This window comes from Actinomycetospora sp., from assembly GCF_036497245.1.
GTDB lineage: Bacteria > Actinomycetota > Actinomycetes > Mycobacteriales > Pseudonocardiaceae > Actinomycetospora.
Map to the genome: position 1 here is coordinate 1 of NZ_DASXJS010000138.1, position 26,039 is coordinate 26,039.

Annotated in this window: 33 protein-coding genes and 2 pseudogenes; 16 read left to right on the forward strand and 19 right to left on the reverse strand. The window is 69.9% G+C overall.

From position 1 onward, the window contains the following. Window positions 1-262 (forward strand): hypothetical protein (locus VGI02_RS14430; RefSeq protein ID WP_331628085.1); only part of this gene is annotated, 262 nt, incomplete at its 5' end. A gap of 6 nt (window positions 263-268) precedes the next feature. On the opposite strand, the gene VGI02_RS14435 is transcribed toward VGI02_RS14430, so the two are convergent. Next, the gene (locus tag VGI02_RS14435) at window positions 269-2,275 is read right to left on the reverse strand and encodes a fatty acid desaturase (RefSeq protein ID WP_331628086.1); all 2,007 of its coding nucleotides are present in this window, start codon (window positions 2,273-2,275) and stop codon (window positions 269-271) included. Between the two features lie 182 nt (window positions 2,276-2,457). On the opposite strand from VGI02_RS14435, the gene VGI02_RS14440 reads away from it, so the two are divergent. Together VGI02_RS14440 and VGI02_RS29135 are read left to right on the forward strand one after the other, a co-directional pair. Continuing rightward, window positions 2,458-3,024 carry a TetR/AcrR family transcriptional regulator gene (locus VGI02_RS14440; RefSeq protein ID WP_331628087.1) on the forward strand — a complete coding sequence of 189 codons (567 nt, stop codon included), beginning with the start codon at window positions 2,458-2,460 and terminating at the stop codon, window positions 3,022-3,024. A 306-nt stretch (window positions 3,025-3,330) separates the two neighbouring features. Continuing rightward, complete coding sequence (locus tag VGI02_RS29135) at window positions 3,331-4,020, forward strand: methyltransferase domain-containing protein (protein WP_414638276.1); 690 nt, start codon at window positions 3,331-3,333, stop codon at window positions 4,018-4,020. Here the strand turns inward: VGI02_RS29135 and VGI02_RS14450 are convergent. The 9 genes and pseudogenes from VGI02_RS14450 to VGI02_RS14490 all read right to left on the reverse strand — a co-directional run bounded on the left by VGI02_RS14450 (window position 4,017) and on the right by VGI02_RS14490 (window position 9,541). Beyond that, window positions 4,017-5,192 (reverse strand): MFS transporter, encoded by a 1,176-nt coding sequence (locus VGI02_RS14450; protein WP_331628089.1) that lies wholly within the window; start codon window positions 5,190-5,192, stop codon window positions 4,017-4,019. The two genes, VGI02_RS29135 and VGI02_RS14450, sit on opposite strands and share 4 nt — an antisense overlap. Before the next feature lie 3 nt (window positions 5,193-5,195). Then, entirely contained in the window at window positions 5,196-5,489 is a 294-nt protein-coding gene (locus VGI02_RS14455) for a low molecular weight phosphatase family protein (protein ID WP_414638270.1), read from the reverse strand. Between the two features lie 83 nt (window positions 5,490-5,572). After that, entirely contained in the window at window positions 5,573-5,953 is a 381-nt protein-coding gene (locus tag VGI02_RS14460; RefSeq protein ID WP_331628090.1) for a hypothetical protein, read from the reverse strand. A gap of 285 nt (window positions 5,954-6,238) precedes the next feature. Next, window positions 6,239-6,871: a maleylpyruvate isomerase family mycothiol-dependent enzyme gene (locus VGI02_RS14465; RefSeq protein WP_331628091.1), complete on the reverse strand. Its 633-nt coding sequence runs from the start codon at window positions 6,869-6,871 to the stop codon at window positions 6,239-6,241. Beyond that, entirely contained in the window at window positions 6,868-7,362 is a 495-nt protein-coding gene (locus VGI02_RS14470; protein WP_331628092.1) for an SRPBCC family protein, read from the reverse strand. The genes VGI02_RS14465 and VGI02_RS14470 overlap by 4 nt, the downstream gene beginning before the upstream one ends. Further along, window positions 7,359-7,691, reverse strand: coding sequence for an ArsR/SmtB family transcription factor (locus VGI02_RS14475; protein ID WP_331628093.1), 333 nt, complete (start codon window positions 7,689-7,691; stop codon window positions 7,359-7,361). Before VGI02_RS14475 ends, VGI02_RS14470 begins: the two co-directional genes overlap by 4 nt. 100 nt (window positions 7,692-7,791) lie before the next feature. After that, window positions 7,792-8,020: pseudogene (locus VGI02_RS14480) on the reverse strand (arsenate-mycothiol transferase ArsC); the annotation flags it as partial. Continuing rightward, the gene (gene arsB / locus VGI02_RS14485; protein WP_331628134.1) at window positions 8,013-9,077 is read right to left on the reverse strand and encodes an ACR3 family arsenite efflux transporter; all 1,065 of its coding nucleotides are present in this window, start codon (window positions 9,075-9,077) and stop codon (window positions 8,013-8,015) included. The pseudogene VGI02_RS14480 and the gene arsB, both read right to left, overlap by 8 nt. A gap of 32 nt (window positions 9,078-9,109) precedes the next feature. Beyond that, the gene (locus tag VGI02_RS14490) at window positions 9,110-9,541 is read right to left on the reverse strand and encodes an ArsR/SmtB family transcription factor (protein WP_331628094.1); all 432 of its coding nucleotides are present in this window, start codon (window positions 9,539-9,541) and stop codon (window positions 9,110-9,112) included. Window positions 9,542-9,615: 74 nt separating this feature from the next. Here VGI02_RS14490 and VGI02_RS14495 point away from each other — a divergent pair, with 74 nt between their 5' ends. Both VGI02_RS14495 and VGI02_RS14500 read left to right on the forward strand, forming a co-directional pair. Next, complete coding sequence (locus VGI02_RS14495; protein WP_331628095.1) at window positions 9,616-10,125, forward strand: ArsI/CadI family heavy metal resistance metalloenzyme; 510 nt, start codon at window positions 9,616-9,618, stop codon at window positions 10,123-10,125. A 19-nt stretch (window positions 10,126-10,144) separates the two neighbouring features. Further along, the gene (locus VGI02_RS14500; RefSeq protein ID WP_331628096.1) at window positions 10,145-10,465 is read left to right on the forward strand and encodes a hypothetical protein; all 321 of its coding nucleotides are present in this window, start codon (window positions 10,145-10,147) and stop codon (window positions 10,463-10,465) included. 9 nt (window positions 10,466-10,474) lie between these two features. On the opposite strand, the gene VGI02_RS14505 is transcribed toward VGI02_RS14500, so the two are convergent. Next, entirely contained in the window at window positions 10,475-10,804 is a 330-nt protein-coding gene (locus VGI02_RS14505; RefSeq protein ID WP_331628097.1) for a DF family (seleno)protein, read from the reverse strand. Window positions 10,805-11,315: 511 nt separating this feature from the next. Beyond that, the gene (locus tag VGI02_RS14510) at window positions 11,316-11,705 is read right to left on the reverse strand and encodes a hypothetical protein (protein ID WP_331628098.1); all 390 of its coding nucleotides are present in this window, start codon (window positions 11,703-11,705) and stop codon (window positions 11,316-11,318) included. A 320-nt stretch (window positions 11,706-12,025) separates the two neighbouring features. Here VGI02_RS14510 and VGI02_RS14515 point away from each other — a divergent pair, with 320 nt between their 5' ends. After that, the gene (locus tag VGI02_RS14515; RefSeq protein ID WP_331628099.1) at window positions 12,026-12,379 is read left to right on the forward strand and encodes a hypothetical protein; all 354 of its coding nucleotides are present in this window, start codon (window positions 12,026-12,028) and stop codon (window positions 12,377-12,379) included. Window positions 12,380-12,855: 476 nt separating this feature from the next. Here the strand turns inward: VGI02_RS14515 and VGI02_RS14520 are convergent, their stop codons facing one another. Then, complete coding sequence (locus VGI02_RS14520; RefSeq protein WP_331628100.1) at window positions 12,856-12,984, reverse strand: hypothetical protein; 129 nt, start codon at window positions 12,982-12,984, stop codon at window positions 12,856-12,858. Between the two features lie 461 nt (window positions 12,985-13,445). Continuing rightward, window positions 13,446-13,865, reverse strand: a complete 420-nt coding sequence (locus tag VGI02_RS14525; protein ID WP_331628101.1) for a hypothetical protein — start codon at window positions 13,863-13,865, stop codon at window positions 13,446-13,448. Window positions 13,866-14,335: 470 nt separating this feature from the next. Between VGI02_RS14525 and VGI02_RS14530 the strand changes: the two genes are divergently transcribed. The 5 genes from VGI02_RS14530 (at window position 14,336) to VGI02_RS14550 (ending at window position 17,860) form a co-directional block, all read left to right on the forward strand. Then, the gene (locus VGI02_RS14530; protein ID WP_331628102.1) at window positions 14,336-15,340 is read left to right on the forward strand and encodes a helix-turn-helix domain-containing protein; all 1,005 of its coding nucleotides are present in this window, start codon (window positions 14,336-14,338) and stop codon (window positions 15,338-15,340) included. Between the two features lie 51 nt (window positions 15,341-15,391). Further along, window positions 15,392-15,748 (forward strand): alpha/beta hydrolase, encoded by a 357-nt coding sequence (locus tag VGI02_RS14535; protein WP_331628103.1) that lies wholly within the window; start codon window positions 15,392-15,394, stop codon window positions 15,746-15,748. A 23-nt stretch (window positions 15,749-15,771) separates the two neighbouring features. Further along, complete coding sequence (locus VGI02_RS14540) at window positions 15,772-16,290, forward strand: alpha/beta hydrolase family protein (RefSeq protein WP_331628104.1); 519 nt, start codon at window positions 15,772-15,774, stop codon at window positions 16,288-16,290. A 150-nt stretch (window positions 16,291-16,440) separates the two neighbouring features. After that, window positions 16,441-17,043: a DUF1326 domain-containing protein gene (locus VGI02_RS14545; RefSeq protein ID WP_331628105.1), complete on the forward strand. Its 603-nt coding sequence runs from the start codon at window positions 16,441-16,443 to the stop codon at window positions 17,041-17,043. Between the two features lie 103 nt (window positions 17,044-17,146). After that, entirely contained in the window at window positions 17,147-17,860 is a 714-nt protein-coding gene (locus tag VGI02_RS14550; protein ID WP_331628106.1) for a DUF2182 domain-containing protein, read from the forward strand. A 46-nt stretch (window positions 17,861-17,906) separates the two neighbouring features. Here the strand turns inward: VGI02_RS14550 and VGI02_RS14555 are convergent, their stop codons facing one another. Beyond that, entirely contained in the window at window positions 17,907-18,458 is a 552-nt protein-coding gene (locus tag VGI02_RS14555; RefSeq protein WP_331628107.1) for a dihydrofolate reductase family protein, read from the reverse strand. A 545-nt stretch (window positions 18,459-19,003) separates the two neighbouring features. Between VGI02_RS14555 and VGI02_RS14560 the strand changes: the two genes are divergently transcribed. After that, the gene (locus tag VGI02_RS14560; RefSeq protein WP_331628108.1) at window positions 19,004-19,753 is read left to right on the forward strand and encodes an ANTAR domain-containing protein; all 750 of its coding nucleotides are present in this window, start codon (window positions 19,004-19,006) and stop codon (window positions 19,751-19,753) included. Window positions 19,754-19,971: 218 nt separating this feature from the next. Here the strand turns inward: VGI02_RS14560 and VGI02_RS14565 are convergent, their stop codons facing one another. Next, window positions 19,972-20,421, reverse strand: a complete 450-nt coding sequence (locus VGI02_RS14565) for an SRPBCC family protein (protein ID WP_331628109.1) — start codon at window positions 20,419-20,421, stop codon at window positions 19,972-19,974. Window positions 20,422-20,532: 111 nt separating this feature from the next. On the opposite strand from VGI02_RS14565, the gene VGI02_RS14570 reads away from it, so the two are divergent. Further along, window positions 20,533-22,152 (forward strand): MFS transporter, encoded by a 1,620-nt coding sequence (locus VGI02_RS14570; RefSeq protein WP_527249130.1) that lies wholly within the window; start codon window positions 20,533-20,535, stop codon window positions 22,150-22,152. Window positions 22,153-22,208: 56 nt separating this feature from the next. On the opposite strand, the pseudogene VGI02_RS14575 reads toward VGI02_RS14570, so the two are convergent. Beyond that, window positions 22,209-22,688 (reverse strand): annotated as a pseudogene (locus tag VGI02_RS14575) (flavoprotein); the annotation flags it as partial. Here VGI02_RS14575 and VGI02_RS14580 point away from each other — a divergent pair. Further along, window positions 22,687-22,872 carry a hypothetical protein gene (locus VGI02_RS14580; protein ID WP_331628110.1) on the forward strand — a complete coding sequence of 62 codons (186 nt, stop codon included), beginning with the start codon at window positions 22,687-22,689 and terminating at the stop codon, window positions 22,870-22,872. The pseudogene VGI02_RS14575 and the gene VGI02_RS14580 sit on opposite strands and share 2 nt — an antisense overlap. A gap of 220 nt (window positions 22,873-23,092) precedes the next feature. Here VGI02_RS14580 and VGI02_RS14585 read toward each other — a convergent pair whose 3' ends face one another. Beyond that, window positions 23,093-23,551, reverse strand: a complete 459-nt coding sequence (locus VGI02_RS14585) for an SRPBCC family protein (protein WP_331628111.1) — start codon at window positions 23,549-23,551, stop codon at window positions 23,093-23,095. A gap of 84 nt (window positions 23,552-23,635) precedes the next feature. On the opposite strand from VGI02_RS14585, the gene VGI02_RS14590 reads away from it, so the two are divergent. Both VGI02_RS14590 and VGI02_RS14595 read left to right on the forward strand, forming a co-directional pair. Beyond that, window positions 23,636-24,808: an SGNH/GDSL hydrolase family protein gene (locus tag VGI02_RS14590; RefSeq protein WP_331628112.1), complete on the forward strand. Its 1,173-nt coding sequence runs from the start codon at window positions 23,636-23,638 to the stop codon at window positions 24,806-24,808. A gap of 38 nt (window positions 24,809-24,846) precedes the next feature. Beyond that, complete coding sequence (locus VGI02_RS14595) at window positions 24,847-25,314, forward strand: pyridoxamine 5'-phosphate oxidase family protein (protein WP_331628113.1); 468 nt, start codon at window positions 24,847-24,849, stop codon at window positions 25,312-25,314. Between the two features lie 162 nt (window positions 25,315-25,476). On the opposite strand, the gene VGI02_RS14600 is transcribed toward VGI02_RS14595, so the two are convergent. Beyond that, window positions 25,477-25,956, reverse strand: a complete 480-nt coding sequence (locus tag VGI02_RS14600) for a Clp protease N-terminal domain-containing protein (protein WP_331628114.1) — start codon at window positions 25,954-25,956, stop codon at window positions 25,477-25,479. Window positions 25,957-26,039 lie beyond the last annotated feature (83 nt).

The window sequence follows — 26,039 nt, forward strand, 5'->3', positions numbered from 1 at the left end:
CCGGCTCCAGATTCCTATCGACCTGACCTACGAGGAGTTCCGGCGGCGCTATGAGCAGGCGGTGCCCGTCTTCGACCTCAATCGGTACGCGGCTCTCGACCCGGACATCGACCGGGCCACGGTCCGCGCGATGACCGACGAGGATGCCCCGCACGCCTCTGCTCCTCGGACCCAGGTTGTGCCCGGCTGGCTTGTTGATGGTCAACGGCTTCCGACTCAGGCCTCGGTCGTCACTGGAAGCTCCTGCCCAGTCGCCGCCTGAACTTGCTCATCGGTCGTAGTCGACAGCGACGTCAGGGCTTGTGGGGCGCGATTGGCAGGTCAGCACATTTCCGGCTTCGATCTCGTCGTCGGAGAGGGCGTAGTTCTGCTGCATGTGAACGGTGCCGTTGGTGATGGTGGCCCGACAGGTGCCGCAGATGCCGCCGGTGCACAGGTAGGGCACGTCGACGCCGCCGTCGAGGACGGTCTCGAGGATGGAGGCTGTGCCTTCACTGTGGAGCTGGGTCTTTTCCCCGCCGGACGTGACGGTCACGGTCGCGGGGACGACGTCGGCAAGGTCGTTTTCGTCGAGTTGGTCGTCGGGGGCGACGAACAGCTCTCGGTGGACCTGTCTTGTGGGGGTGTCGTGCTCGTCCAGGACGGTCTGCACGTCGTCGAGCAGCGCGGAGGGGCCGCACAGGAACCACTCGGCGTCTTGCAGGCGCGCATCGCGGAGGTGGGCGCGGAGTCGGTCGGCATTGAGGCGGCCGGCGACGATGTCCTCGTGCTCGGTCGAGGTGGCGCGGTCGGCGTCGGCTCGGGAGTGGTAGTGGACGATCTTGAGCCGGCCTTCGAACTGGCGGGTGAGCATGGCGAGTTCGTCGGCGAACATCGTCGATCCGGTGTCGCGGTTGGCGTAGAGCAGGGTGGCCCGGCTGCCGGGCTCAGCGGCCAGGGCGCTGGCGAGGATGGAGATCACCGGGGTGATCCCGCTGCCGGCGGCGACCGCAGCGAGGTGGCGGCGCGTGTGGGGGTCCGGGGTGAGGGTGAACTGGCCGCTGGGCGGGGTGACCTCCAACTCGTCGCCGACGGCGAGACGGGTGTTGGCGTGGGTCGAGAAGCGGCCCTGCTCGGCGAGACGGACCGCCACGCGCAACACTCCGGAGCCGGCGACTGTGCAGATCGAGTAGTTCCTCTGCACGGTCTCGCCGTCGATGTCAGTTGCGACGGTCACGTTCTGTCCGGGGGCGAAGCGGAAGGTCTCGCGCAGTTCCGAGGGCACCTCGAAGGTGATCGAGACGGAGTCGGAGGTGAGCCGGCGGACTTCGGCCACGCGCAGCCGGTGTAGCCGGCGGGGGAGGTCGGCGTCGCGGTCGAAGTTCTCAGTGATGCGGCGCCACGCCCGGTACTCGGCCGGGGAGAGTTCGCTCCCCCACGCGGTCGCGATCGGGGCGCCGCGGTCGAGGAAGTCGGATTCTGTGCGTCGCCAGACCTGCACGTAACGGTAGAACGGGATGGTCGGGTGAATGTGGTGCACCAGGTGGTAGTTCTGGTAGAGCATCAGCGGGTTCATCACCCGCTCCCAGCCGACCCGGATGCGGGTGGCCTGGAATCGGTTGGACTTCGCGGTGGCCTCGAGCTCGTGGTGAGGCAGCCAGTCGAACCACCAGCCCAGCACGCCGATCCCGAGGCGCTGCGGGATCAGGTAGATCACCAGCAGCTGCCAGCCGTGCCCCGTGACCACGAGCGCCGCGAAGGCGATAGCGACGGCGAGGAATACCGCAAGTTGCTCGGCGACCTCCGCCCGGGGACGACGGGGCATCAGCGGGGTGTAGAAGCGGAAGTAATACAGATCCTGGGTCATCCAGCGCAGCGGCAACAGCCACGACGGCCCCAGCTCGGACCACGCGTCGGGGTCGGCGAGGCGATCCTCGTTGGTGTTGCGGTGGTGCTCGATATGGATGAAACGCAGGATCGGGAACGACGCCCAGGCCACCACGAACATCATCGAAAGCCGCCCCAGCACCTCGTTGACCCACCGGATGCGGCCAGCGGCCAGGTGGGCGCTCTCGTGCAGCACCGTGAACATCAAGAACGTCACCGCGGCGTGCACCGGGATGGTCAGCAGCAGCCACCACGAACTCACGTTCGCCAGCACCAGCCAGGTGGCGCCGACCCAGAGCGCCAACGCCCCGAGGAACACCCCCAGAGTCGGGAGAGCCACCGCCGGCATCGGCACCCGAGGGTGCGGCACGCCCCGCCGGATCGCCCGGGACTCGTCCTCGCTGAGCACCCGTCGTTCCTCAGACGGTTCTGTCGTCGTCGCCATCGACGCCTCTCCCAACCATGAACATCGCCGGTCAGACCAAGGCAGTGTTGACATCTACCTATCAAATGTCAAGGGCGAAGACGATTGCTGGTGGATGTAACCTGGTGGCCATGGCGGGTGCTGGATCTTTCCGAGAAGACATGCGTGTGCTCCTGCACGACCGGCTGCTCGACGCCGCGCGTGACATCACGACCGCAGAGGGCTGGTCTGCGCTCACGATGGGCGCCGTCGCCAGCCGGGCCGGCATCAGCCGCCAGCACCTCTACAACGAGATCGGCACCAAGGACGAGCTCGGCAACGCCCTGATCAACCGCGAGACCGACGAGTTCCTCGCCGTGACGTGCGAGCAACTCCGCGCCCACCCCACCGATCCCGTGGCCGGGGTCGGCGCTGCGGTCCAACACGCCCTCGACCACGGCGCCCACAACGTCCTACTGAAAGCGGTCCTCCATGCGGGTGACCCACGCGGCGAAAGCCTGCTACCTCTGCTCACTGCGCGCCCCGAGGCCGTACTCACACGCGCGAAACAGGCACTTGCTGCCGAGATGCTCGCCCTGCAACTCGACCGCGACCTCAGCACCGCTGCCCTCGACGTCTTCGTCGACGGGCTCGCCCGACTCGTCCTCAGCCACCTCACCCAACCGACCGGGCCAGCCGAACTCGCGATCACACAAGCCCAATGGCTCACTCGCGCTGCCATGTCGGAGGGCTGACCATCCCGTTTCCAAGCTCATGTCCTCGGGCCACGGGCGCTCACCTCGCACGGTCCTGTTCAGTTGGCGTGCGATGAGGGGCAGTCAGTCACGGTCACGCGGGGTAGGGCCCGCCGGGCCACGGCTGAGGTCACACCCCTGACCACGAGCCCGTCGCGGCCTTCCAAGCCGGGTGTCCGGCTCTACGACCGGGCCCGCCCCGTCTAGCTCGACGCGCTCTTTGCCGCCATTGACTCCGCCTGCAGCTATGACGATCCCTCGAAGCTCCGCGTCCTCGAGATCGGTTGCGGTACGGGTCAGGCCACCCTGCCGCTAGCCAAGCGTGGATACCAGGTCCTCGCTGTCGACATCGGCGCCGAGATGTTGAGCGTCGCCCGGCGAAACCTGGCGTCCTACCCGAACGTCGAGCTTCTCCATGCCGACGTCGGGGTCTGGCGTCGCCCCGCAGCCGACTTCGACCTGATCGTGAGCGCGACCGCGTTCCACTGGCTCGACCCAGCGAACCGGCTCGCCCGAGTTGCCCGCCTGCTCAGGCCCGCAGGACTCCTTGCGCTGATCCATACCGTCCACATCGCGGGTCCCTCGGACGCGTTCTTCTCCGAAGCCCAGCGCTGCTACGAGCGCTGGGACCCCGACACTCCACCCGACCTGCGGCTGCTGCGTCTCGACCAGCTGCCCGATGTCGGTCAATACGATCTTGAGGCCGCGCCGGGCTTCACCGACGTCGAACTGCGGCGCTTCCCCGTCGACTACCGATACGACGCAGATCAGTATCTCGATCTGGTCGCTACGTTTTCCAACCATCGGGCGCTAAGCCCTATCAACCGTGAAGGGCTCTTCGCGCGTTTACGCCGTCGGATCGAGGCTGAGTCGGAGCGAGGAAGGGCTACCGCTGCGTGTCCTCAACCTCCAGATGGTGGAGGTCGTCGAGGGCGCCGAGGTACCCGACCTGCCGATCGAGTGGCTGCCCCCCGGTGGCTGCTACTGCTGCTCTAACGGTGGGTGCTGGTGCTCCTGACTCGAACCGTCACCGCGTACATCGTGACGCTGACCCACGAGAGAACCGCGACGACGAGGAACGCCAGGTACACGCCGTTGTAGCCAACCTCGAGGGCGAGGGCGGCGGCGGTGACCGGGGCGAGCAGCCCGGCGATGCCCCACCCGGTGAAGACCAGTCCGTAGGTGGTGCCGAACCTCTCGGCGGGAATGACGTCTGCGGTGGCCGCCGGGGTCAGAGTCGAGAGGGCTCCGTATTGGAGGCCGAGCAGGAGCAGGGCAACCAGGGCGAGGGAGCCACTGGTTCCAGCGGCCAACGGGATGCAGGCGAGCACGAGCAATGCTGAGTTGGCGTGTAGCGCGGCACGGCGTCCGATCCGGTCGGACAGTGGGCCGGCGGCGAGCCGCCCGGCGAGGTTGCCGACGTTGAGCAGGACCACCGCAACGGCCACGGACCCCGCGGTGCCGGCCAGGGCTCCGGCCTGGGCGAATGCGGCGAGGGCGGGAGCGCTGCCGAGGCCGAAGGCCGCCCACAGCATGACGACGGCTGCGCTCGGGCGGGGTCGCCGGCCGCCGGGCGTTGTCCCGGGATCGGGAACCGGTCGGAGGTCGGGGACGAGCACCGCCGCGATGGCGAGGACGGCGCCGAGTGCACCGGCCAGGACGACGAAGGTCCACGCGCGGCCCACCGCTGTCAGCAGCGCCGATGCCACCGGGGCGAGGACGGCTGTCCCGGCGGCGTAGGCGCTGACCACGATGCCGAGTGCGAGCCCGCGCTTGGATGGCACGGTGCCTGCGACTCGCACGGCGGTGGCGTATCCCAGTCCGGTGGAGCCGCCGATCAGCACGCTGAACGTCACGAACAGCACGCCCACCGACTCGGCGGCTGCGGTGCCGAGCAGCCCCGCGACGGCGCCGACCAGCGCGATCAGCGCGAGGCGGCGCGGGGAGATCGTGTCCGCGATGCGTCCGCCGATCAGGACGCCGAGGCAGAAGGCGAGCAGACCGGCGGAGAAGACCCCGGCCAGCAGCGCGTCACTCGCGCCGAGGTCGCGACGAAGGCTGTCGGTGAAGACGTTCCAGGCGAACAACGGGCTGACGGCCAGGTCCAGCAGGACGGCGCCGGTGAGCGCCCGTCGGGTGCTGACTGGTGCCGCACCGGTGTCGGCCACGAGTCACATGGTCGGCGCGGCGACGAGTTCGGTCAGCAGTTCCCGGACGCGTAGGTCGATGTCGTCGCGGATCGGGCGGACCTGCTCGGGGCCCAGTCCGACGGGGCAGGCGTCGCCGCAGCCCATGGTGATCACGACGTCGGCGGCGTCGACGTCGCTGAGCTGGGTGGGCACCTTGTGGGTGAGGTCGATGCCGAGCTCGGCCATGACCGCGCGGACGGCGGGGTCGACTTCGTCGTCGGGGGTGGACCCCGTCTTCGAGGGGCGCGAGCCGAGGACGCGCAAGATCGTAACCACCTGCCCGCACTGCATGCACACCCTCGGGCGCGAGTACGCGGTCGGGCAGCGATCCCTCTCGATCGCCGACAGGTGTCGTGTCGTCAGCTTCCGGAGTCCTTCTGGCTGTCGATCTCGAAGCGTGTAAGCACCCCCTCGATGCGGGCGTCTCGCGCAAAGTTCGACATGAGTCGCTCGACGATGACGTTGAGTTCCTCGCATCCCTTCGCGGGATAGAAGCCGTCCCGCACGTCTGCTGCGAGGAGTTCGACCGCGTCGACAAACGCAGCCGTGTCGTTCGATATGACCTCGTGTCGACGGCTGAAGTACGCGCTGAACTCGATGTCAGTCGTAATCTCGAAGATTCGCTGCTCGTGCTCGCGCACCGAACGCAAGTGGACGAGCACCTGGTCGAACGGTGCGACACAGGTCTTGAGCGCTTCGGATTCGTCGTCCGCTTGGCCTGCATCGAGGATGTCGGCCATGCCGGACCAGTAGGCGCTGAGCCCACGGAACAGTTCTACGTCTGCGCGAACCATCTCGGTCCGCAAAGCCTCGGCCTCCTCACGGGAGGCTCTACTCAACGTCTCCAGTCAAGTGTGGTGAGTGGGTCAAGTCCCGCCTGCGGCCACATTGGGCCGAGCGCCGGGAACGTTGAATGCTCCCTGACGCCATTTGTCGAGTGTCACGCGAACCCCCAGTTCGGCCGTAGGTCGAGAGTGATCCACGCCATAACCCTTGTCAAGGTCGCCACGGAGCTATCGCGCGAGCTATCCGCCCAGGCGCGCGGCCAGGGTCGACCGGCCCGGCCCGGCGAGTTCGTCGATAGCGTGGGCGCGTCCGGCGATAGCCATGAGCAGGGGCTCGGCGGGGCCTTCGACGACGGGACCGCGTCCAGCGCTCCAGTCGAGGTCGGTGGCGACCAGGCGCAGGCCCCGGGCTCGCCAGAACGCCCGGATCGGTGGTGCGGTGCGCCCGAACGGCAGCGCTTCGACGAGCCGCTCGGCGGGGACGTCGCGGGGCAGTCCGAGCGGGCGTCGGATGTCCTGGTGATGGATGAGTCCGTCGACCAGGCCGATGCGCCCACCGAACCCGGCGGTCAGGCCCGCAGGTTGGAGGCGGTTCTTGAACCCGGCGAGCAGCTCATCGGGTGTCAGTGCGGCGTAGTGCTGGACGCCGACCTCGTTGACCTGATCGAGCACGAACCAGCCCTGGGCGAACCGGGTGGCGAGCCCGACCGCGCCGAGGTCATCGAAGCTGATGATGTGGGCGACCACGTCCCGCACCCGCCACTTGCTGCACAGCGTGGGCGCGTCCCACTGCTCCGGGCTGAGGCCGGCCAGCAGCTCGGCCAGGTCGGCGCGCTCGTCCTGGGCCAGGCGCATCGAGTCCGGGTCGGTCACGCTCGGCCGCCGCCGGTCTCGGAGGCCACCAGCTGGGAGAACGCGGCGAGCAGCGCGACCCAGCCACCGCCGCCGTGCTCGATGGCGCCGTAGACGCCTTCGCCGCCGACGAGGCGCTCGAAGTGGCGCTGTTCGACCTCGATGGTGGTCTGCTCGGGTCCGTCGGCGTGGAAGCGGACCTCGATCTCGCTGGCGTGGGTGGGATCGGGGTCGAACTGCCAGTCGCCGCCGATCTGCCAGGTGAACAGCAGCCGTTCCGGGGGTTCCCAGGCCAGCACGCGGCCCCAGTCGCACTCGCTGCCGTCGACCCCGAGCTCGAACCAGCGCCCGCCCTCGCGGGGCTCGAGGACGACGTCGGCGACCTCGGCGGCGCCGATGTGGTACTGGCGCGGCCACCAGGCGCCGAACGACCCGGTGAACAGCGCGAACGCGCGGTCACGGCTGAGGTTGACGGTGGTCTTGCCTTCGATGGCCGGGATCGGTGTCGTCATGGCTTCTCCTCGTTGCGGTGCTCGGCGCCTGCGGTCTCGTCGGCGACGGTCTGTTCGGCGAACTTGTGAAAGCTCGCGAGAGCGTCAGTCCAGACGCCGTCGAGCCAGGCCCGCATCGCCGCCACCCCGTCGGGGTTGAGGCTGTAGACCCGCCGGTTGCCCTCGGGACGAGACACGACCAGCCCGCCGTCCTTGAGGACCTTGAGATGCTGGGACACCGCGGGCCGGCTGATCGGGAGCTGCTCGGCGATCTCGCCGACCGAGCTGGGACGGCGGGCGAGGAACTCGAAGATCGCGCGACGGTTCGGCTCGCCCAGCAAGCCGATCACGCCATCTTCGTTAGCCTCCACGCACGGTAAGGCTAGACGCACATAGCTCCGGTGGCTAGACCCGATGCGAGAGCAGGGCGTCGACCAGCGCTCGGACCCGGGCATCGATGTCGTCGTCGCTGAGCTGGGTGGGCACCTTGTGGGTGAGGTCGATGCCGAGCTCGGCCATGACCGCGCGGACGGCGGGGTCGACCTCGTCGGCGGGGCGTGGACCCGGCGGAACGGACCCGGACCTGGTCCCCGCCGTGGTGGGCGAGCAGGCCGGCGGCCATCTGGGAGCGCCCGGCATTGTGCACGCAGACGAACAGCACCTCGGGCACCTCAGCCATGACGGGTCTCCTCGAGCGCGGCGGTGGTGGGGAACAGGCGCCGGCGTAGGGCGAGGGAGACGTAGACCAGGGCGACCAGGACGGGGACCTCGATCAGCGGGCCGACGACCCCGGCGAGGGCCTGGCCGGAGGTGGCGCCCCAGGTGGCGATCGCGACGGCGATGGCGAGTTCGAAGTTGTTCCCGGCGGCGGTGAACGCGAGCGTGGTGGTGCGCTCGTAGTTCAGCCCGGCGGCGCGGCCCAGGGCGTAGGACCCGGCCCACATGATCGCGAAGTAGGCCAGCAGCGGGAGCGCGATCCGGACGACGTCCAGCGGGTTGCTGGTGATCTGGCGACCTTGCAGGGCGAAGAGCAGCACGATGGTGAACAGCAGCCCGTAGAGCGCCCATGGCCCGATGCGGGGCAGGAACCGGGACTCGTACCAGTCGCGGCCCTTCGCCTGTTCCCCGAGTCGGCGGGTGAGGTAGCCGGCCACCAGCGGAACCCCGAGGAAGATCAGTACCGAGCGGACGATCGTCCACGGGGAGGCGTCGAGCCCAGTGGTCGGGAGACCGAGCCAGCCGGGCAGCACCGAGAGGTAGAACCAGCCCAGCAGCCCGAACGCGACGACCTGGAACACCGAGTTGAGCGCGACCAGCACGGCGGCGGCTTCGCGGTCGCCGCAGGCGAGGTCGTTCCAGATGATGACCATCGCGATGCAGCGGGCGAGGCCGACGACGATCAGTCCGGTGCGGTACTCGGGCAGGTCCGGGAGCAGCAGCCAGGCCAGGGCGAACATCAGCGCGGGGCCGAGCAGCCAGTTCAGGACCAGCGAGGTGACCAACAGTCGACGGTCGCCGGTGACGATGTCGAGGCGGTCGTAGCGGACCTTCGCCAGCACCGGGTACATCATCACCAGCAGCCCGAGGGCGATCGGGATGCTGGTGCCGTCGATCGCGACGGCGTCGAGCCCGCCCGCGAGACCGGGCACGAACCGGCCGGCGAGCAGCCCGAGGGCCATCGCGGCGAGAATCCACACCGGCAGGAACCGGTCGGGGGTGGAGAGCCTCCCGACCATCCCGGCCTCGGCTGCAGTGGTGGTCTCGGCGCTCACCGGTCCACCACTGGCAGGGACGCGATGCCGGCGGGGACGACGCCACTGGGGTCGTCGGGGGCGGCGGGGACCAGCACCGCGGAGACCTGCGAGAGCAGCTCGGGGTGCACCCGGTAGTAGACCCAGGTCCCGCGGCGCTGTCCGGTGATCAGCCCGGCTTCACGCAGCACCTTGAGGTGGTGGCTGATCGTCGGGCCGGACAGGTCGAACACGTCGGTCAGGTCGCACACGCACGCCTCGCCACCGGCATGGGAGGCGATCAGCGAGAGCAGCCGCAGCCGCACCGGGTCCCCCATGGCCTTGAACACCCGGGACAGCTCCACCGACTGATCGGCCGAGAGCGGCTCGCGGGCCAGCGGCGAGCAGCACCCCACGACCTCGGCGAGCTGAGCGAGGACCCGTTCCTCATCGCCCCGTTGCTTCGACATGCGTCTACCTTGACGGTTATCGAAGCAAGGCGCAAGGTGTGCTTCGACAGTCGTCGAAGCAAGGAGTGGTCATCGTGTCACGTGTGCAGCTCGCCCTGCGGGTCTCCGACCTCGAGGAGTCCGTGAAGTTCTACTCGTCGCTGTTCGGCGTGGAGCCGGCCAAGCGCCGCCCCGGCTACGCCAACTTCGCCGTCGCCGAGCCCCCGCTCAAGCTGGTGCTGCTCGAAGGTGAGGCGGAGCGGCCCACGGTGATGGACCACCTCGGGGTCGAGGTCGAGACCACCGGCGAGGTCAACGCCGCCACCGCCCGCCTCGACCAGCTGGGCCTGTTCACCCAGATCGAGGACGACACCACCTGCTGCTACGCCCGCCAGGACAAGGTGTGGGTCCACGGCCCCGGCAACGAGCCCTGGGAGGTCTACACCGTCAAGGAGGACTCCCCGGACTACGGCACCGACGGCGTCGTCAGCCAGCCCATGGGCTCGTGCGCCACCGCCGAAGACCGCGCCTGCTGCGGAGTGAACGCCTGCTGCACCAGCGACGAGACCGCCGTCGGCTGCGGATGCGTGGAAAGCAACGCCTGACCACTAGAAGGAGTCGCGCATGCGGGTTGCCGCGATGAGCCCGGAGCACGCCGAGACGTCCGTGGCCCGCGCACCGCACCCCCGACTGAAAGCAGCGTTGACCCGCCAGGCCGAGAGGACCGCCGAGGTCGCCCAGTCGGTCCGTGACGGTGCGGTGCTCGACGACGAGTGCCGCCGGCGGCTGGCTGACCTGCTCGACATCGCCGGACGAGCCGACATCCGGATAGGACTGACCACGCACCTCAACGACAAGCTCGCGGCGCTGACCGACGCGATCGACCAGGCTCAGCGCCCGGCTACACCGCCCATGGCGCCGCCAGCCGCCCGCTACCTCCGGTGAGGTTCGCGCCTACTGCGCGTCCAGGGCACGCAGAATCCACTCGTCAGGTGGCGTCCCCTGGCTGCCCCACTCGGTCAGATAGAGCCGACACTGCATGCCGTAGTCGTCGCGGTGCGCCGCCGAGGGGTCGACGTCGACGCCGCCGACCCGCAACGTGGGCGAGCCGAGGAACTGATGCTGTTGAGCGTCTCCGTCGCCGGTGATCTCGACGAACTCAACCGGGGCGTCGACGCCGGCGTCGGAGAGAAGACGCCGTAGATGAGGCACGAAGGCCTCGTGGTTGGGACAGCCGGCGAAGTACAGGACCTCGACCGCTCGTCCCGGGTGAGCGTCGTGCATCGATCCTCCGAGTGCGCGGGCGTGTCTCGGTGGGCCCGGTCGTCTGGGATGGCCTCTGATGCTCGCCGAGGCGGAGACCCGTCCGCTCGTTGCCACGAACACCCTCGCGCGCTCAGCCACGCTGTGGCGCCGTCGAGGCCCTCGGCCTCGGCGACCGCGAGCAAGGCGCAGGCCCGTCCTGACGACATGAGCCAACTCCATGTGTCTGCGGGCACCGCGAGCCGAGCGTCCGCGTCTTCATCCTCCTCGGCGATCTCCTCGTCGGTGGCCTCCTTGTCCAGGCCGGCCAGCCTCCGAAGGTCGCGACGTCCCGTGGACCACGTCAGCTGCCGGCGCCCGTCGGACGCGGCCTCCCACTCCCGCCATCGCGCCATCGCGGTCTCCTCGTAGGTCTCGACGGCCTCAGCGAGGAGCTGCATGGGGGTGCGTCCGCCGCGGGTGCGGCCTTCCTTGCGGTGCCCGCCGGTCACCTCGTGCGCCATCTTGGTGAACTAGTCCGCCAGGTCTCCGTCTAGGTCAGAACGTCCCAGCAGCCTTCCCGGGCCTTGATGGAGTCCAGTTCGATCGCGTCCGCTTCGGACTGGTGCTCGTCGACGTCCCAGCCGTTGGCCTCCGCCACCTGGACGTCGGCGAGGCGTTCCTCGAGCCGGTTGCGACGTGAACGTTCCTCGCTGGTGAGGCCGAGGCGGTCGCCGCGGTCGTGGCGCATAGTCAGGGTGAGCAGGAAGGCTGACCCGCCCAGCTCGTCGACGGCACGCATCACGGTGGCGAGCTCGTCGGCGCGGCGGGTGGCGATCTTCGCGGCGCAGACGGGGCAGCACCACACCGAGCCGCAGGTCTTGAGCCCGCCGTACGCGGCGGAGCGGGTGCCGTCGTGGTTCTCGATCACTCCGAGGGTCACGCCCGCCTCGGCGTTCATGGTGTGCCCGCAGTACTGGATGCGGTTGAGCTGCGAGACCTTGCGGAGCTGTGCTCGGCGCTGCCACCGGTTCGCTCGGCGTTCCCGAGCCCCGGCGACCTGTTCCGCCGACCTGGCCTGGGCGTGCTCGCGGCGGCGGCGCTTTCCGGGCCGCGCACGCTTCCCCTCCTGTCTTCGACCCGGGGCGCGCGCCCGGCCCGGGGCCCGGGCACCACGACGACGGCAGCATCAGGGACACCACTTGCCGCTGCGGAGCCCGAAGTGCTGCGGCTGGCACCGGAAGCACGGCAAAGTCTCGCACCGTGAGCGACCCTGGAATCGACGCCGAGATCGTTGCCGTGACTGCCCTGCGCGACGCCTCCAGCGCGCTGCGGGCGGGCTCGGAGTCCCCGGACGCCGCGGGTGAAGTCCCGGAGAGCGGCAAGCCCAACCTCGCCACCGAGGTCGCCCACGTCCTCGACGGAATCGTCCGGCTGCTGCGCACCGTCGATCTCGACCCGGTCCCGACCAGTCAGGCCGGACACAACCTGCACGCGGTTGTCCAGCACCTCACCGCCGGATCGACCCTGGCTCGCAGCGTGGGCCGCGATAGCCCTTCCACCCCGCCTGACACCCCGTGGGACCCGGCGTTTCAGCAGCCTCCGGTCCGGGATTGAGCCGACCAGGCCGAGGACCGGCCTCCGGCGGCCAGGCGCTCCGCCCTGGACCCAGGCACCGGCCTCAGGAGAGCCCTCCGCGAGCTCGAACGAGCCGGGTGCGGGGGAGTGGTGGTGGTCGGGGGCGGTGTCTCAGAACGCAGGCCCGTCCACACCGAAGAGGCATCGGCAGCGGGCTCCCGCCGCAGGCACCCCGCGGGCTGACCGGCGGGGTGCCGCTGGCCGTGGTCTAGGAGCGCAGCCGTCGCGGCGGCCCATGTTCAACCCATGGGATTCGTGTCGGTAAGCACCACGAGTGGTCAGTAGCGCTGGGGGGCGTACGGACCTGTTGTCGCTGGTCAGCGCGGCCAACCCCGAACCTGTGAGCTTCGTTCGGCAGCGCCCGCGAGGATTTGCAGGGTTACTGGTTCGAGTCCAGTCGGAGGAGCTCCCGCCGCAGGTCAGAGACCTACGGCCTTCCTCTTCTCAAGATCACATCACCGCTTGGCCACCGGTAACGGCGTCGTCCCCTCCTTCACGGTCAGCAGGTACGACGCGTCCAGGGTGTTCGCAGCGTCGCTCGTGACGGCCCGTCGGCCCAGGTAGCGGCCCTGCGTCGTCGACACCTTCGGTAAGAACCTCGGCAGCCACCCGCACGATCAAGTCGCTGCCGAGCCGGTGGCCGAAGACCATCCATGAGAAGAGCTCTTGACTGAGCAGTTCACCCACCGCGCCTGGGTAGCGTGCCTGAGCCGTCCGCCCTGCCTTGAGCAGGACTTCCTTGATGGGCGAGTCCATCCGCGGTCCGGTGACCTCTTCGGACGCCGTCATGACTCCGCCTGATTCGGACGTCTGAGCGAGGCCGCCCTCAACGCATCGGCCGTCATTCGGCATTCGTCCCTGGTCAAGGACACTGTCATCTCTCGCAGGGTCATGACGACGTATGGGTCGTAGTCCTCGACCACTACCGAAACGATCTCTTGTCCTGTACCGCTGCACAGGATCACGTGAGCTTTCAACTCGGAACTCCCGAAGAGGGGCCGCGTGAGCGACAATGGATAGGAGAGCGGTGGCCTGGCCTCTCCCTTTAGTCGCGATTCTCGTCCGCGGCGGTTTGATAGCGCCACCGGCTACCGCTACCCGGGACAGCGACCGCCGGGAGGTGGTCGTATCCGCCACGCGGCGGGAGTGGGCTCCGGGTTTCCATCGTCTGCATCGAGCGAATCAGGCGACGCGCGAGGTCGAATGGTTCGAGCAGCCTGCCGTCCATGACATACTCTTCGATCTTCGTCTTGATGAGATCCCCGACCGGGCCAGGATATGCGTGAGAGCCATAACGGGCTGATCGCAGCGCGGTGGCACGCTCGACCGTCGTGAGATCGCGTTCTGCCAACGAGTCCTTCGGTGGTGGCGGGGCGTCCCACTTCTCCGCGGTGGCGGCGCTCCACGCTGAAGCATGCGAGACGAGCGTTGCCGTTTGATCACAGTGCTTCTTGGGATCGCTCATGCCCCTACGAACCCCGGCGGGTTCACTCGCGTTGCAGCGGCCCCGAACTGTCTATGTCGTCAGAGACCTACGGCCTTCCTCTCATCCGCCGTCGATCCGGTCGGTGCGCGCCTGCTCGATGATTCCGGTTTTCATCGGGCCCTGTCGCCCGCCATACGGTTGCCCACAGTTCGTGGTGTCGGAAATCGCGTCGGAGTGCCAGGGTGTGCAACACGTCGGGGCTCGACCCCCTGGGGGGCGCCGGCCAGGTCTCGCCGTCTGCAACCCCCCGCGGGCGGTGAGACCGCCCCCTCGAGCGGTAGCGCCACCGCGCCGTGCTTGATGCGGAGCGCGATGACTCTGGTGAGCCGCAGGTTGAGCTCCCTACTGTGGGTCGTCTGGTGGGGCCGGACGGCGGGGTCGGGCGAGAGGACCAGGTCGTGACTCGAGGCGGGGAATCCTGGCGGACCGACGGAGAGTCGTCGGACGTCGTGGCCGAGCAGTGGCAGGACATGCTCTCCACGACCCACCTGCCGTGGTCGGTCGCCGTACCTCCCCACGAGCGCGGCGCCGTGATGTTCGAGGCCGCGGTCCGACGCTGGTGGATCGACGATCTCGCGCTCGTCGACTGCACCTGCGGCCCCTGCTCGGGCACCCGCACCCGGCGGGAGCTCTCCGACACCGACGGTGAGTTCGTCGTCGTGCTGATCACGCTGGCCGGGCGGGAGACGGTCGCCCAGGGGGAGGCCGAGGCGGGGCTGAAGGCGGGCGACGCCGTGGTCTGGGACAGCACCAAGCCGGCACGGTTCGCGGTGTCGGAGCCCCTGTCGAAGCGAAGCCTGCTGATCCCCCGGGCAGCACTCGACGAGGTCAGTGGCCGAGCCTGGATGTCCGGCGGGGTGATGCTCGACGGCACGAAGTCGGCGACCCGTCTGTTGACCTCCTACCTCGACACCCTGAGCGCGGCCCTCCCGGAGCTCGGTTCCTCGTCGGTCAACGCAGCTCGCAACGCGACCCTGGAGCTGTTCATCGGGGCACTGCGGTCGGGCAACGACCTGCCGACGACGGCCGAGGCGCGGCCCGCTCTTCGCGCCGGTATGGATCGCTACATCGAGCGCCACCTCCTCAACGCCACCGTCACCCCGGCGGCCATCGCCCACGCCCACGGCGTCTCGGTTCGCACCGTGCACCGGATCTTCAACGCCACCGGTCAGATCGTCAGCGAGGTCATCCGCGTGCGGCGACTGGCCCGGGCCCGGGAAGAACTCGCCGACAGCGACCGCCCCGTAGCGTCCATCGCCCATCGATGGGGCTTCTCCGACACGAGCCACTTCAGCCGGACCTTCAAGGCCCACCACGGAAGCTCGCCGACCGACTACCGGCTTCTCGCGCGTGCTGACGGCAGCGATGGCGCGCCCGTCCAATGGGCTGGCGCTGCCGTTCATCGCGCCGACCGTCGGCGTCGTGAGACTGGGGTCACAGCGCCCCAGGGATGAGCGAAGGCTCCTCCTCCGGGGTCGACCGCTACGTCCGTTGGAGGGCCCGCGATGACGCGTCGCGATATCGAGTTCGACGCCGAGGGAACCACACTCCGGGGCTGGTTCTACCCCGCTGAGGCGGCGTCACCGACGGTTCCCGTGATCGTGATGGCTCACGGGCTGTCCGCGGTCAAGGAGATGTTCCTCGACAAGTACGCCGCCGCGTTCGCCGAGGCCGGACTCAACGTCCTGGTCTTCGACAATCGCAACTTCGGTGCCAGCGACGGCGAGCCCCGTCAGGAGATCGACCCCGTCGCCCAGGTCCGCGACTACCGCCACGCCATCACCTACGCGCTGACCCTGCCCGAGGTCGACCGGACACGGGTCGGGGTCTGGGGTCGAGCTACTCAGGCGGGCACGCCCTGACCGTTGCCGCGTTCGACAGCCGCGTGAAGGCGGTCGTCTCGCAGGTGCCGCTGGTCGACGGCTACGAGAACATCCGCTCGCTGGTCCGCTCGGACTTCATCGGCGGCTTCCAGGACACGTTCAACGACGACCGCGACGCCCGATACCGCGGGGAGGCACCGGTGCTGGTGCCCGCGGTCAACAAGGACCCGCTCGGCCCGGCCGCGATGCCGACCCCCGACTCGTACCAGTGGTTCACCGAGACCCACGAGGAGCGGGCCCCGTCCTGGCGCAACGAGATCACCCTGCGCTCGGTCGAGATGCTCCGCGAGTACAGCCCCGACAGCATCGTCGAGCGCATCAGCCCGACCCCATTGCTCCTGCTCGTCGCGGAGAACGACGTCCTCACCCCGACCGAGCTCGCGCTGGCCACCTACCAGAAGGCCCGGGAGCCCAAGAAGCTCGTGATGCTGCCCGGCGGGCATTTCGACGCCTACGTCAAGGGCTTCGACGCTTCCATGGTCCCGGCTCGCGACTGGTTCCTCGAGCACCTCAAGCCCTGAGGAGACCCGCCTCTTCATGATTCGTCACCCACGGTAGGACATCGATTGCGTTCGGAGTCCGTGGTGGGTCAGGTCGGGGTATGCCTTGACACTTCAGAGAGGGCGCAGGACAGTCATTTCCTGGATCGGGACGGGTATGGGAGAACGACGATGTCGTGGAACCTCCGGGGCAGCTACGTGGAGACGTGTTCTTGCGAGCTGATGTGCCCCTGCAACCTCTCCTTCGATCATGGAGCCACCTACGACTTCTGTCGGGCGAGCCTGGTGTTCGACATCCGTGAAGGCTCGATCGAAGGAACCGATATCGCGGGTTGCAAGATTGCGATCATCATCGACACCCCGAAAGTGATGACCGAGGGCAACTGGCGCGTCGGCGTCTTCGTGGGCGACGAGGCCGACGACGGCCAGTTCGGGCAGCTCGTCCGTGTGTTCAGCGGTCAGCTGGGTGGGCCGATGGCCGCCCTGGCGCCGCTGATCGGGGAGATGCTCGGCGCCGAGCGTGCCGCGATCGAGATCGACCACGACGGCCTGCGTCACTCGGTACGGATCACCGGCGGCATCGAGTTCGAGATCGAAGATATCGTGCCGTTCGGTGTCGAGTCCGGCGAGCCGGTGCGCTTCGACGGCATGTTCCACCCCGTGGCGTCGAACCTCACGATGGCCGAGGCCAGACGCTCCCGGATCGACGCCTTCGGGATCAGCTACGAGGGCAGGACGGGCTTGTCGACGTCCGACTTCTCCTGGGCGGCCTGAAGGGGTGACCACCGTTCCGGACCGCCGGTCGGCGCCCGAGGACGGCCCACGGTCGGCTCTGTTCGCGGCGCGAGCGTGTCTTGGCCTGGTGCTGTCGCTCTTCGTGCTGGCCGGGCTCGGCTGGTGGTGGACGGTCGACGAGATGCGCGGGATGGACGACGGGCCCTGGACCGATCTCGGCGGATTCGGCTGGTTCGTGCTGGTCTGGCTGGTCATGATGGCGGCGATGATGTTCCCGTCGGTCGCGCCGACCGTCGCGCTCTACTCGCGGATGACCAGAACGCGGACCTCGGCGGCGCCACCGATGTTCACCGCGGGCTACCTCCTGACGTGGACGGCTGCCGGTGCGGTTGCGTGGCTGATCGCTGCTGCCATCAGCCGCGTCGGCGGAGACGTGTTGTCCTGGGATCAGGGTGGTCGGGTGCTGGCCGCTGCGGCCGTGATCTTCGCGGGCGTCTACCAGGTGACACCGCTGAAGAACGTCTGCCTGAGCAAGTGTCGTAGCCCCTTGGGCTTCCTTCTCGGCTCCTGGCGCGACGGGCCGACGGGCGGCCTGCGAATGGGCCTGAGGCTGGGCGGGTGGTGCCTCGGGTGTTGCTGGGCGCTCATGCTCGCGCTCTTCGCTCTCGGCATCATGAGCATCGTCTGGATGGCGGTGATCGCCGCTCTGATCGCGATCGAGAAGACCGTGCCCTGGCGCTCCTTCGCTACCTACGGGATCGCGTTCGTGCTGATCGCCCTCGGCGTGCTCGTTCTCGTGGCACCGAACGCCGTGCCCGGCCTGACGATCCCCGACGCGCACACCATGGTCATGTGATCCACCCGGCGGACGTCGGTGACCGGACGGGTGCCCAGGCGCATGGCTACCTCCTGGGCTCGTACCGCGTCGCCACCGCCCCCGAGCCCAACTCGACCCGGCTCACGAGCTCCAGGTCGATGACCTTCGACAGCCCCGCGAACAACGTCGGCCCGTGACCCGCCAGTCTGGGATGCACCACGAACTCGTACTCATCGATCAGGTCCAGCTCGGCCAGGGCCAGCGGGAGTTTCATGCCTCCCAGGAAGATTCCCCGGCCCGGCTCCTCCTTCAGCTGCTGAACGGTCCGTGCCAGATCAGGTCCGCGTACGAGCTCCGCGTTCCAGTCGACCTGGTCCAGCGTGTCCGACACGACGTACTTCTTCGCCGCGTCGATCGATCGGGCGAAGGGATCCATCCACTCAGGCGTCGATTCCGTCCGCGTCGTCGGCCGCCAGGCTTCCTCCATCATTTCGTACGTCACCCTGCCGAACAGGAGAGCGTCGGCCCGGTCGATGTTTTCCGCTGCGTGACGATGCAAATCTTCGACCGGCGATATCGCACGATGATCGCAACACCCGTCCAACGTGACGTTGATGGAATACCGGAGGGGTCGCATTACGAGAGCCTACCGCCGATCACGGTTGGATCAGAGGTTCCTCGTGGTGGCCCCTGGGGCAGCCGACCAGGCTCGGTCGTCCGATCCCCCTCGGGCGGCGGGGCCGTCCGCTCGGCGAGACGCCGCGCCCGCTCGTCGTGCATCCGCCGCGTCTCGACGCCTGTGGGTCGAGAGTGCTCCCGATCACTGCCGGGCACCTGATCTGATTGCACACGATCTCCTCGCGCCACGGGGAGGTCGCGGGGGTCTCGCTACGCCCCGAGAGCGGCGAGGCCCCCGCCTCAGCGAAGCATTCGGCTCGGGTGCCCAGAAGCCCCGGTCGTCCTCTGCCAGGCGCACATGCGACGGATACATGTTTCTCCCTGACGAGATCGTCGCGATCTGTCCTGGCGAGGTCGCCGGCACGGTTTGCCGACGCCGTCCGCGCGGGTACGCTTCTCGATTCGGAAAGATTTGACAGCCAATTCTGGTCGTCCTCGGGGTGGTCGCTGCCGGGGTCGTGACACCCACGGCGCCGGCGCGGCGGACCCACTGCGAGGTACAAGATGGACCCGCACCGCACGCCGCACGCCATCGCCGAAGCCGTCCTCGGGCTGACCGACGCCAGGGCTGGGGACGACGACCCGGTCGTTCCCGCCCGCGAGCTCGTCCGAGCCAGTACACGACTGCTTCCGGTCGACGCCGCGAGGGTGTTCCTGGTCGACGGCCGCGCCGAGTTGGTCTCGGTGGCCGCCACGCCCGGCGTCGAGCACGCCGACCAGCCCCGGGGCCTCGCCCTCGAGGGCCCGAGCCACGAGTGCGTTCGCGCCGGTCGGGCCGTGTCCTGCCCTGACCTGGCCCACGGCCCGGTTCCGTGGGCGGACGACGCCCGGACGGGCCGCGATGACGGGTTCCGATCGATGCACGCCGTGCCGCTCGCCCATCAGGCCGAGATCGTCGGCTGCCTGAACCTCCTTCGCCGGCGGCCCGGCGCCCTCGCCGATGCCGATCAGCTGGTCGCGGAGCAGCTCGCCGCCGCCGCCACCATCGGAATCCTGAATCGCCGGGCTCTGCTCCACCTCCTCACCGTCAACGCCCAGCTCCAGCAGGCCCTGCACAGCCGGATCGCCATCGAACAGGCCAAGGGCCGCCTCGCCGAGCGCCACAGCGTCACGATGGAGGAGGCCTTCACCCGGATGCGCCAGTACGCCCGCCGGACCAGGACGCCGCTCCACCGGATCGCGCACGACGTCGTCGAGAGGCAGTTCGACCCGCCCGAGACATCGTCGCGAGGCCGTTGCACCACCTATCGCTGACCGACCTGGCGTGGCCCTGGGGTCGGTCACGGCAGGGGTTGTGAATTCCGAATTTCGGCATGGCACGATATATGGCCAGACCGGGCTCCTGCCCCCAGGAGCACCGGCCAGGTCTGGCCGCCCGTGCCCCCCGCGGGCGGCCGGACCGCCCCACGTGTGGTCCGCGCGTGCAGGGCGACGCCGGGTGCGGTCGGTCCGTCGGACCCACCGGAGCTCGATCAAGCGCCGGCTTCGAGGAGCTCCTTCAGAGCGGCGAGGTCCTTGTTGTTGGCCCGGCGCATCGCCGCGGCCATCAGCGGTGCAGCGACCTTGGAGAAACCGGAGGGCTCGCCGCGGTTGCGGAGGGTCATCCGCGTGCCGCCGTCAGGACTGTCCTCCCACAGATAGGTCGTCTCCATCGGGAACGGGCCCTGGGCGGTGCTCATGACGAACCGGCGGGAAGGGTCGAGCTCGCGGACCTCGTAGGTGTAGGCGAGTCGTCGCCCGAGGAAGGAGGCGACGAACGCGAGGCGTGAACCCACGCGGAGCGGTGGAGGCGTCTCCCACTCCACGGACCTGATGTTCTCGTACCACCGGGTGGCGTTGTCCGGGTCGCTCGCGAACGCCGCCACCTCGTCGCGCGCCCGGTCGATCGTGACGGCGCACTCCACGTCGACGCCGGAGGACACGCCGACAGCGTGCCACCACGCCCGCCTGCGTACGACGCGCGGCGGGCCCCGACGGGTTCCCCCGGTCACCCGGTCTTGACGCGAACAACGTTCGTATATAGAACGGTGTTCGTGAATGACGCTCACGAGCACGCCGATCACGCGGACCACGAGCCCGAGGCGTCAGTGACCTCACAGGCCGGCCCACCCCGGTCGTTGCGCGAGGCGTGGGTGGCCCTCGCCGGCCTGTCCGCGGTGTTCCTGTTCGAGATGCTGGACAACTCGATCCTGAACGTCGCGCTGCCCACGATCGGGCGCGAGCTGCACGCATCGACGGTCGCGCTGCAATGGGTGACGGGTGCGTACGGGGTCGTGTTCGGCGGGTTGATGCTGGTGTTCGGCGCGGTCGCGGACCGGTTCGGCCGTCGCAAGATCATGCTCGTCGGATTGGTGCTGCTCGGTGTCGCGAGCCTCGCGACCGCGTTCGTCACCACCGCGGAGCAGCTGATCGCGGTGCGGGCCGTGATGGGTGTCGCGGCCGCGATGACCACCCCCGGCTCGATCGCCCTGGCCTTCCGGTTGTTCGACGAGGACGGCCTGCGCGTCCGGGCGACGACCCTCATCTCGACCGTGGGTCTGATCGGGCTCGCGATCGGACCGACCGCAGGTGGCCTCGTGCTCGCGATCGCCCCGTGGCAGGTCCTGCTGCTGGTCAACGTCCCGATCGCCGCACTCGCGATCGTCGGCGTGCGCGTGGGCATCGCCGCGGACACCGCCGCGGACCTCCACCGCGACCCGGTCGAGGTTCTCGGAGCGGTGCTGGGCACCGCGACGATCGTGCTCGCCCTCGTCGCCCCCACGTTGTTCGTGAACGAGGGCACCGGCTCGTGGGCGCCGTGGACGGCCACCGCCGCGGCCGTCGCGGGCGCGATCCTGTTCGTCCTGCGCGAGCGTGCGGCGCGCCACCCGCTGCTCGACCTCGGGCTGGTGGCCCGCCCCCTGGTCAGCGGCGGTCTGGCCTACAAGGCCGCGGCCGGGGTGGCGACGGCGGGCCTCGGGTACCTCGTGACGCTGCAGCTCCAGCTGGACTGGGGGTGGCAGCCCGCCCTCGCCGCCGTCGGGATGCTGCCGCAGGTCGTCGTCCTGATCGCCGCGGGCCCGTTCGTCGGTCCGTTCGTGGAACGGGTCGGCTTCGACCGGGCCGCGTGGGCCGGTGCCGTGGCGATCGTGCTCGGGCTCGCCCTCTACACCCTGTTGAACGGCTTCGGGTACGTGTGGGTCGCGATCGCCCTGGCCCTCGTGGCCGCCGGGCTGCGCGTCTCCGGCGTCGTCGCCGCGGTCAACGTGCTCCGTGGCCTGCCGAAGGAGCGGACCTCGATCGGCGCGGCACTGACCGACACGGCCACCGAGGTCGGCTCCGGCGCCGGCATCGCCGTCAGCGGCACCATCCTCGCGGCGCTGTTCACCGGCACCATCGCCTCGTCGAACTGGAGCGCCCACCAGACCGCGGAGTTCGGGCAGGCCGTCACGATCTCCGGCGTCGTGCTGACGGTCGCGGCCGCCGCGCTGGTCGGATGGGCGATCCGGCGGACCCGGAACGTCGCGGACCGTGGAACGGGCACCGGCGCTCAGGCGGTCGCCGTCGACGACGAGGCCGCGGCCTTCACGATCCAGGCGGGGTCGAAGCCGGTCACGACCTCGTCGGTGGTCCCGGGACGGACGGGGGCGGGCTCGCCGGGGCGACCCGAGTAGGGGTCCAGGAACACCACGCCGGCCTCGGTGAGGGTGCCGAGCGTCGTGGACCACGCCGGATGCCCCCAGAGCCGCTCGTCGACGGTCAGCACCGCGACGACGGGTGCGCCGGTGGCGAGGCAGTCGCAGAGGATGCCGGTGACGTGGTTGTCCATGACGCCGCGGGCGATCTTGTTCGCGGTGTTGAAGGTCAGCGGGAAGGCGATCGCCCGGTCCGGTCGGTCCTCCTCGCGGTCGTCGTGGGGCGCTCGGAGCTGGGTCGCCGCGGGCACCGCGGCAGCGCGGAAGAGCTCGCCTGCCGTGATCCACCCGGCAGCCGCGTCGGTGACCCCCACCGAGAGCGACCACCCCTGACGCGCGAGTGCCTGAGCGGTCTCGTCCGCCCGGGCAGCCAGGGGTGCTCCACAGACGAGGAACCCGAGTGGCGGCACACCCATCAGTGCAGCACACAGGGCCGTGGTGCGGGTGCAGGCGGCATCACGTGGCAGGAAACCTGCTGGACAACGGGCGGTCGTCGGGACGAGCCTCGATGGCATGACGACCGTCGAGGAAGCACGAGCCCAGGGCGAGCAGGCCGCCAGCGCCGCCCGAGCGGGCGAGGACGACGTCGTGGCGCCGCTCACCGTGGACCAGGCCGCCGCGTGGGTGCCTGCCGAGCACCGGGACGCCTACCTGGACGGCGCCGCGAGCGTCCTGGGATACCGCCCCCGGATCGCCTGACCGCCACTCGACCGTCCGCTCGTCGACCCGGGGTTCGCCCGCACCGGGCGGCAGGGCATCGACCCCCCCCGAAACTGAGACAAAATCTCCGAGCGCGCCTGTCTGTTCGGGCTCGGACGAAGCTGCGACGATCTGCGTCACGTCGTGGCCACTTGCCCCCCAAGAGGCCCGACGAGGTCCCGCCGCCCGGTCCCCCTCGGGCGGCGGGGCCGCCCCCGTCTCAGGCCTCGATGAGCCGCTTGATCGCCGCCAGCGTCTCGGGGATCCCCGAGCGTGCGTCCGCGGTCCGGATCGCGATCTCCTCGTCGGCCCGGTCGCCGAAGCGCTCCCGGAAGAAGTCCCGGCCCACCTGCGGGAACTCCCAGGTCTCGGTCAGGCGGCTGCCCTCGCCGTCGGGAGCGATCTCGAATCCCCAGATGACCCGTCCGCCGCTGACCGCCCACCGGAACGTCCGTCCCGGCTCGGCGGCCACCACCTCGCTGCGGGTCTCCCACTCGCGGTCGGGCTTGACGTTGAACCCGGTGAAGTGCGCGCCGACATGGGGCCCGTCGCCCTCGTCCCACTCGCAGCGTGCGCAGATCGGGCTCCACTCGCCGGTGCGCGTCACGTCGGAGACGACGTCGTAGACCGCCTGCGGGGCGGCCGCGACGTGGATCGAGTCGGCGTAGGTGAACTCCACCCGATCATCATGGTGGGTCGCCGGGCTGCCGACGACCCGGATTCGGGATGCGGCCCGACCGCGGGACGCGCCAGGGTGTGCGCCGTGATCGACGAGGACGGCGGAGCGACCATCACGACGGAGATCGTTCCCGGTCTGCTGCGCGGTGCGCTGGACCTCGAACGCGGCGACCTCGGGGTACGGCCGCACCGACTTCCGGCGTGGGCCCGCGCGCGGGCCGATCGGCAGCTCGTCATGGCGCAGTCCCAACCCTCGGGGGTGCGACTGGTGTTCCGGACCGCGGCGACGCGGATCGAGGTCGACGCCCGGCGCACGACGCTCGCCTTCGCCGGCGTGCCGCCGCGGCCCGACGGACGGTACGACCTGCTCGTCGACGGCGACCTGGTCGACCAGCAGACCTCGAGCGGCGGCACGTCGCTGGTCACCGACCTCTCGACCGGTGTCACCGAGAACCGGGAGGGGCCGCTCGGCACGGTCCGGTTCGCCGACCTGCCGTCGCGGGACAAGCTCGTCGAGGTGTGGCTGCCGCACCAGGAGATGACCGAGCTGGTGGCCCTGCGCACGGACGCCCCCGTCGAGACCATCCCCACCGGGACGCGCCGGGTGTGGCTGCACCACGGCAGCTCGATCAGCCAGGGCTCGATCGCGGCGAGCCCGACGACGACGTGGCCCGCGCTCGCCGCCGCGCGCGGCGGGGTCGACCTGGTCAATCTCGGGTTCAGCGGCAGCGCGATGCTCGACTCCTTCGTCGCCCGCACCATGCGCGACCAGCCCGCCGACGTCGTCAGCGTCAAGATCGGGATCAACCTGACCAACGCCGACGTCATGCGTCTGCGGGCCTTCACGCCTGCGGTGCACGGGTTCCTGGACGCCGTCCGGGACGGCCATCCGACGACACCGCTGCTGGTGATCACGCCGGTGCTCTGCCCGATCCACGAGGACACCCCGGGGCCGGGGGCCGCCGACTTCGGTGACGGCACGATGCGCTTCCGGGCGACCGGTGACCCGGCGGAGGTCGCGGCGGGCCGGCTCACGCTGCGCACGATCCGCGAGGAGCTGACCCGCATCGTCACCGAGCGCGCGGCCGACGATCCCCACCTCCACCTGCTCGACGGGCTCACGCTGTACGGCGCGGGCGACGCCGCCGAGCACCCGCTGCCCGACCGCCTGCACCCCGACGCCGCCACCCACCGGTTGATGGGAGAGCGGTTCGCGGCCCACGCGTTCGGGCCCGGCGGTCCGTTCGCGGCCGCGTGACTTGTGGCGCGCCCCGTGACCTGTTGTCCTCCCGCGCCATGACGTTGCTGAGCTCGCGGATCCCCGGCCAGGCCCACGCCGACGAGCGGCTGCGGGACGAGCCGGTGATCTGGCTGGCGACGACGACGCCGTCGGGCCGCCCCCACGCGGTGCCGGTCTGGTTCTGGTGGAGCGACCCGGTCCTCACCGTGTTCACCCGCCCCGACACCGCGAAGGTCACGCACCTGCGGGCCCGGCCGCACGTCGCGCTGCACCTCGACACCGCCTCCTACGGCGGCGACGTCGTCCTGCTGCGCGGCCGGGCGACGCTCGGCGACCCCCACGAGTCCCTTCCCGACGACGACGCCGAGCCCGCCTTCGCGGCGAAGTATGCGGCGATGCTCGGTGGTCAGTCCTTCGCGCAGTGGCGGGAGACGTTCACGGTGCCGGTGGTCGTCACCGTCGAGTCGATCGTGGCGTGGCGGGCGACCCCCGAGGGGCTCGACCAGCAGGTGGTGCCGGGCTGAGCGCGTCGCCGTCACCACGCGGCGCCGGCACGAGGGGCTTACTCGGCCACCTGATCGCTCATGCTCGGCCGCGGCGCCGTGGTCGGCAGGTGTATCGCACTCGCGCCCGGACCTTGCCGGGGCCGTCGTGGGCCGGAGCCGTCACGACAGGGGAGCCGGGCCTCAGCCCGCGACGAGGTCCCCCTCGGCGTTGCCGATGCGGGCGGGCGACACGGGAGCGACCGTCCGATAGGCGTTCACGGCCCGACGCCGCGCGCCGAGCGAGGTCAGGACGAGTTGGACGAGGGACGGTTCGCCGCCTTCCTCGAGGAGCTCGCCCAGGACGGCGAGATCCGCGATCTCGCCCGGTGCCCCCTGCGAGGCCCGCCGGATCAGCGCCCCGACGCGAGGTGACATCGCCACCCGCTCGACGTCGACCGGCGTCGCCCGCGCTCCGACCCCGGTGATCCCCTGGAGCGCGGCGAGCACCCGGCCACGGTCGACCCCGGCCCGGTCGAGCACCGCCGCGGCCTCTCCCCGGGTCGCGAGCAGGGCGAGCAGCACGTGCTGGGTCCCCACGGTGTGCGCGCCCGCCGCGGCGGCGTTCCCACGCGCCATCGCCAGCGCGGGCCACCACGAGGTCCCCGCCCGTTCCCGAGTCACACCTCTCCATCGCACCCGGGCGCGCGATCATGACCCCGGATCAGGACTCGATCCGGTCACGAAACCCCGGGTGGTCGGTCCGG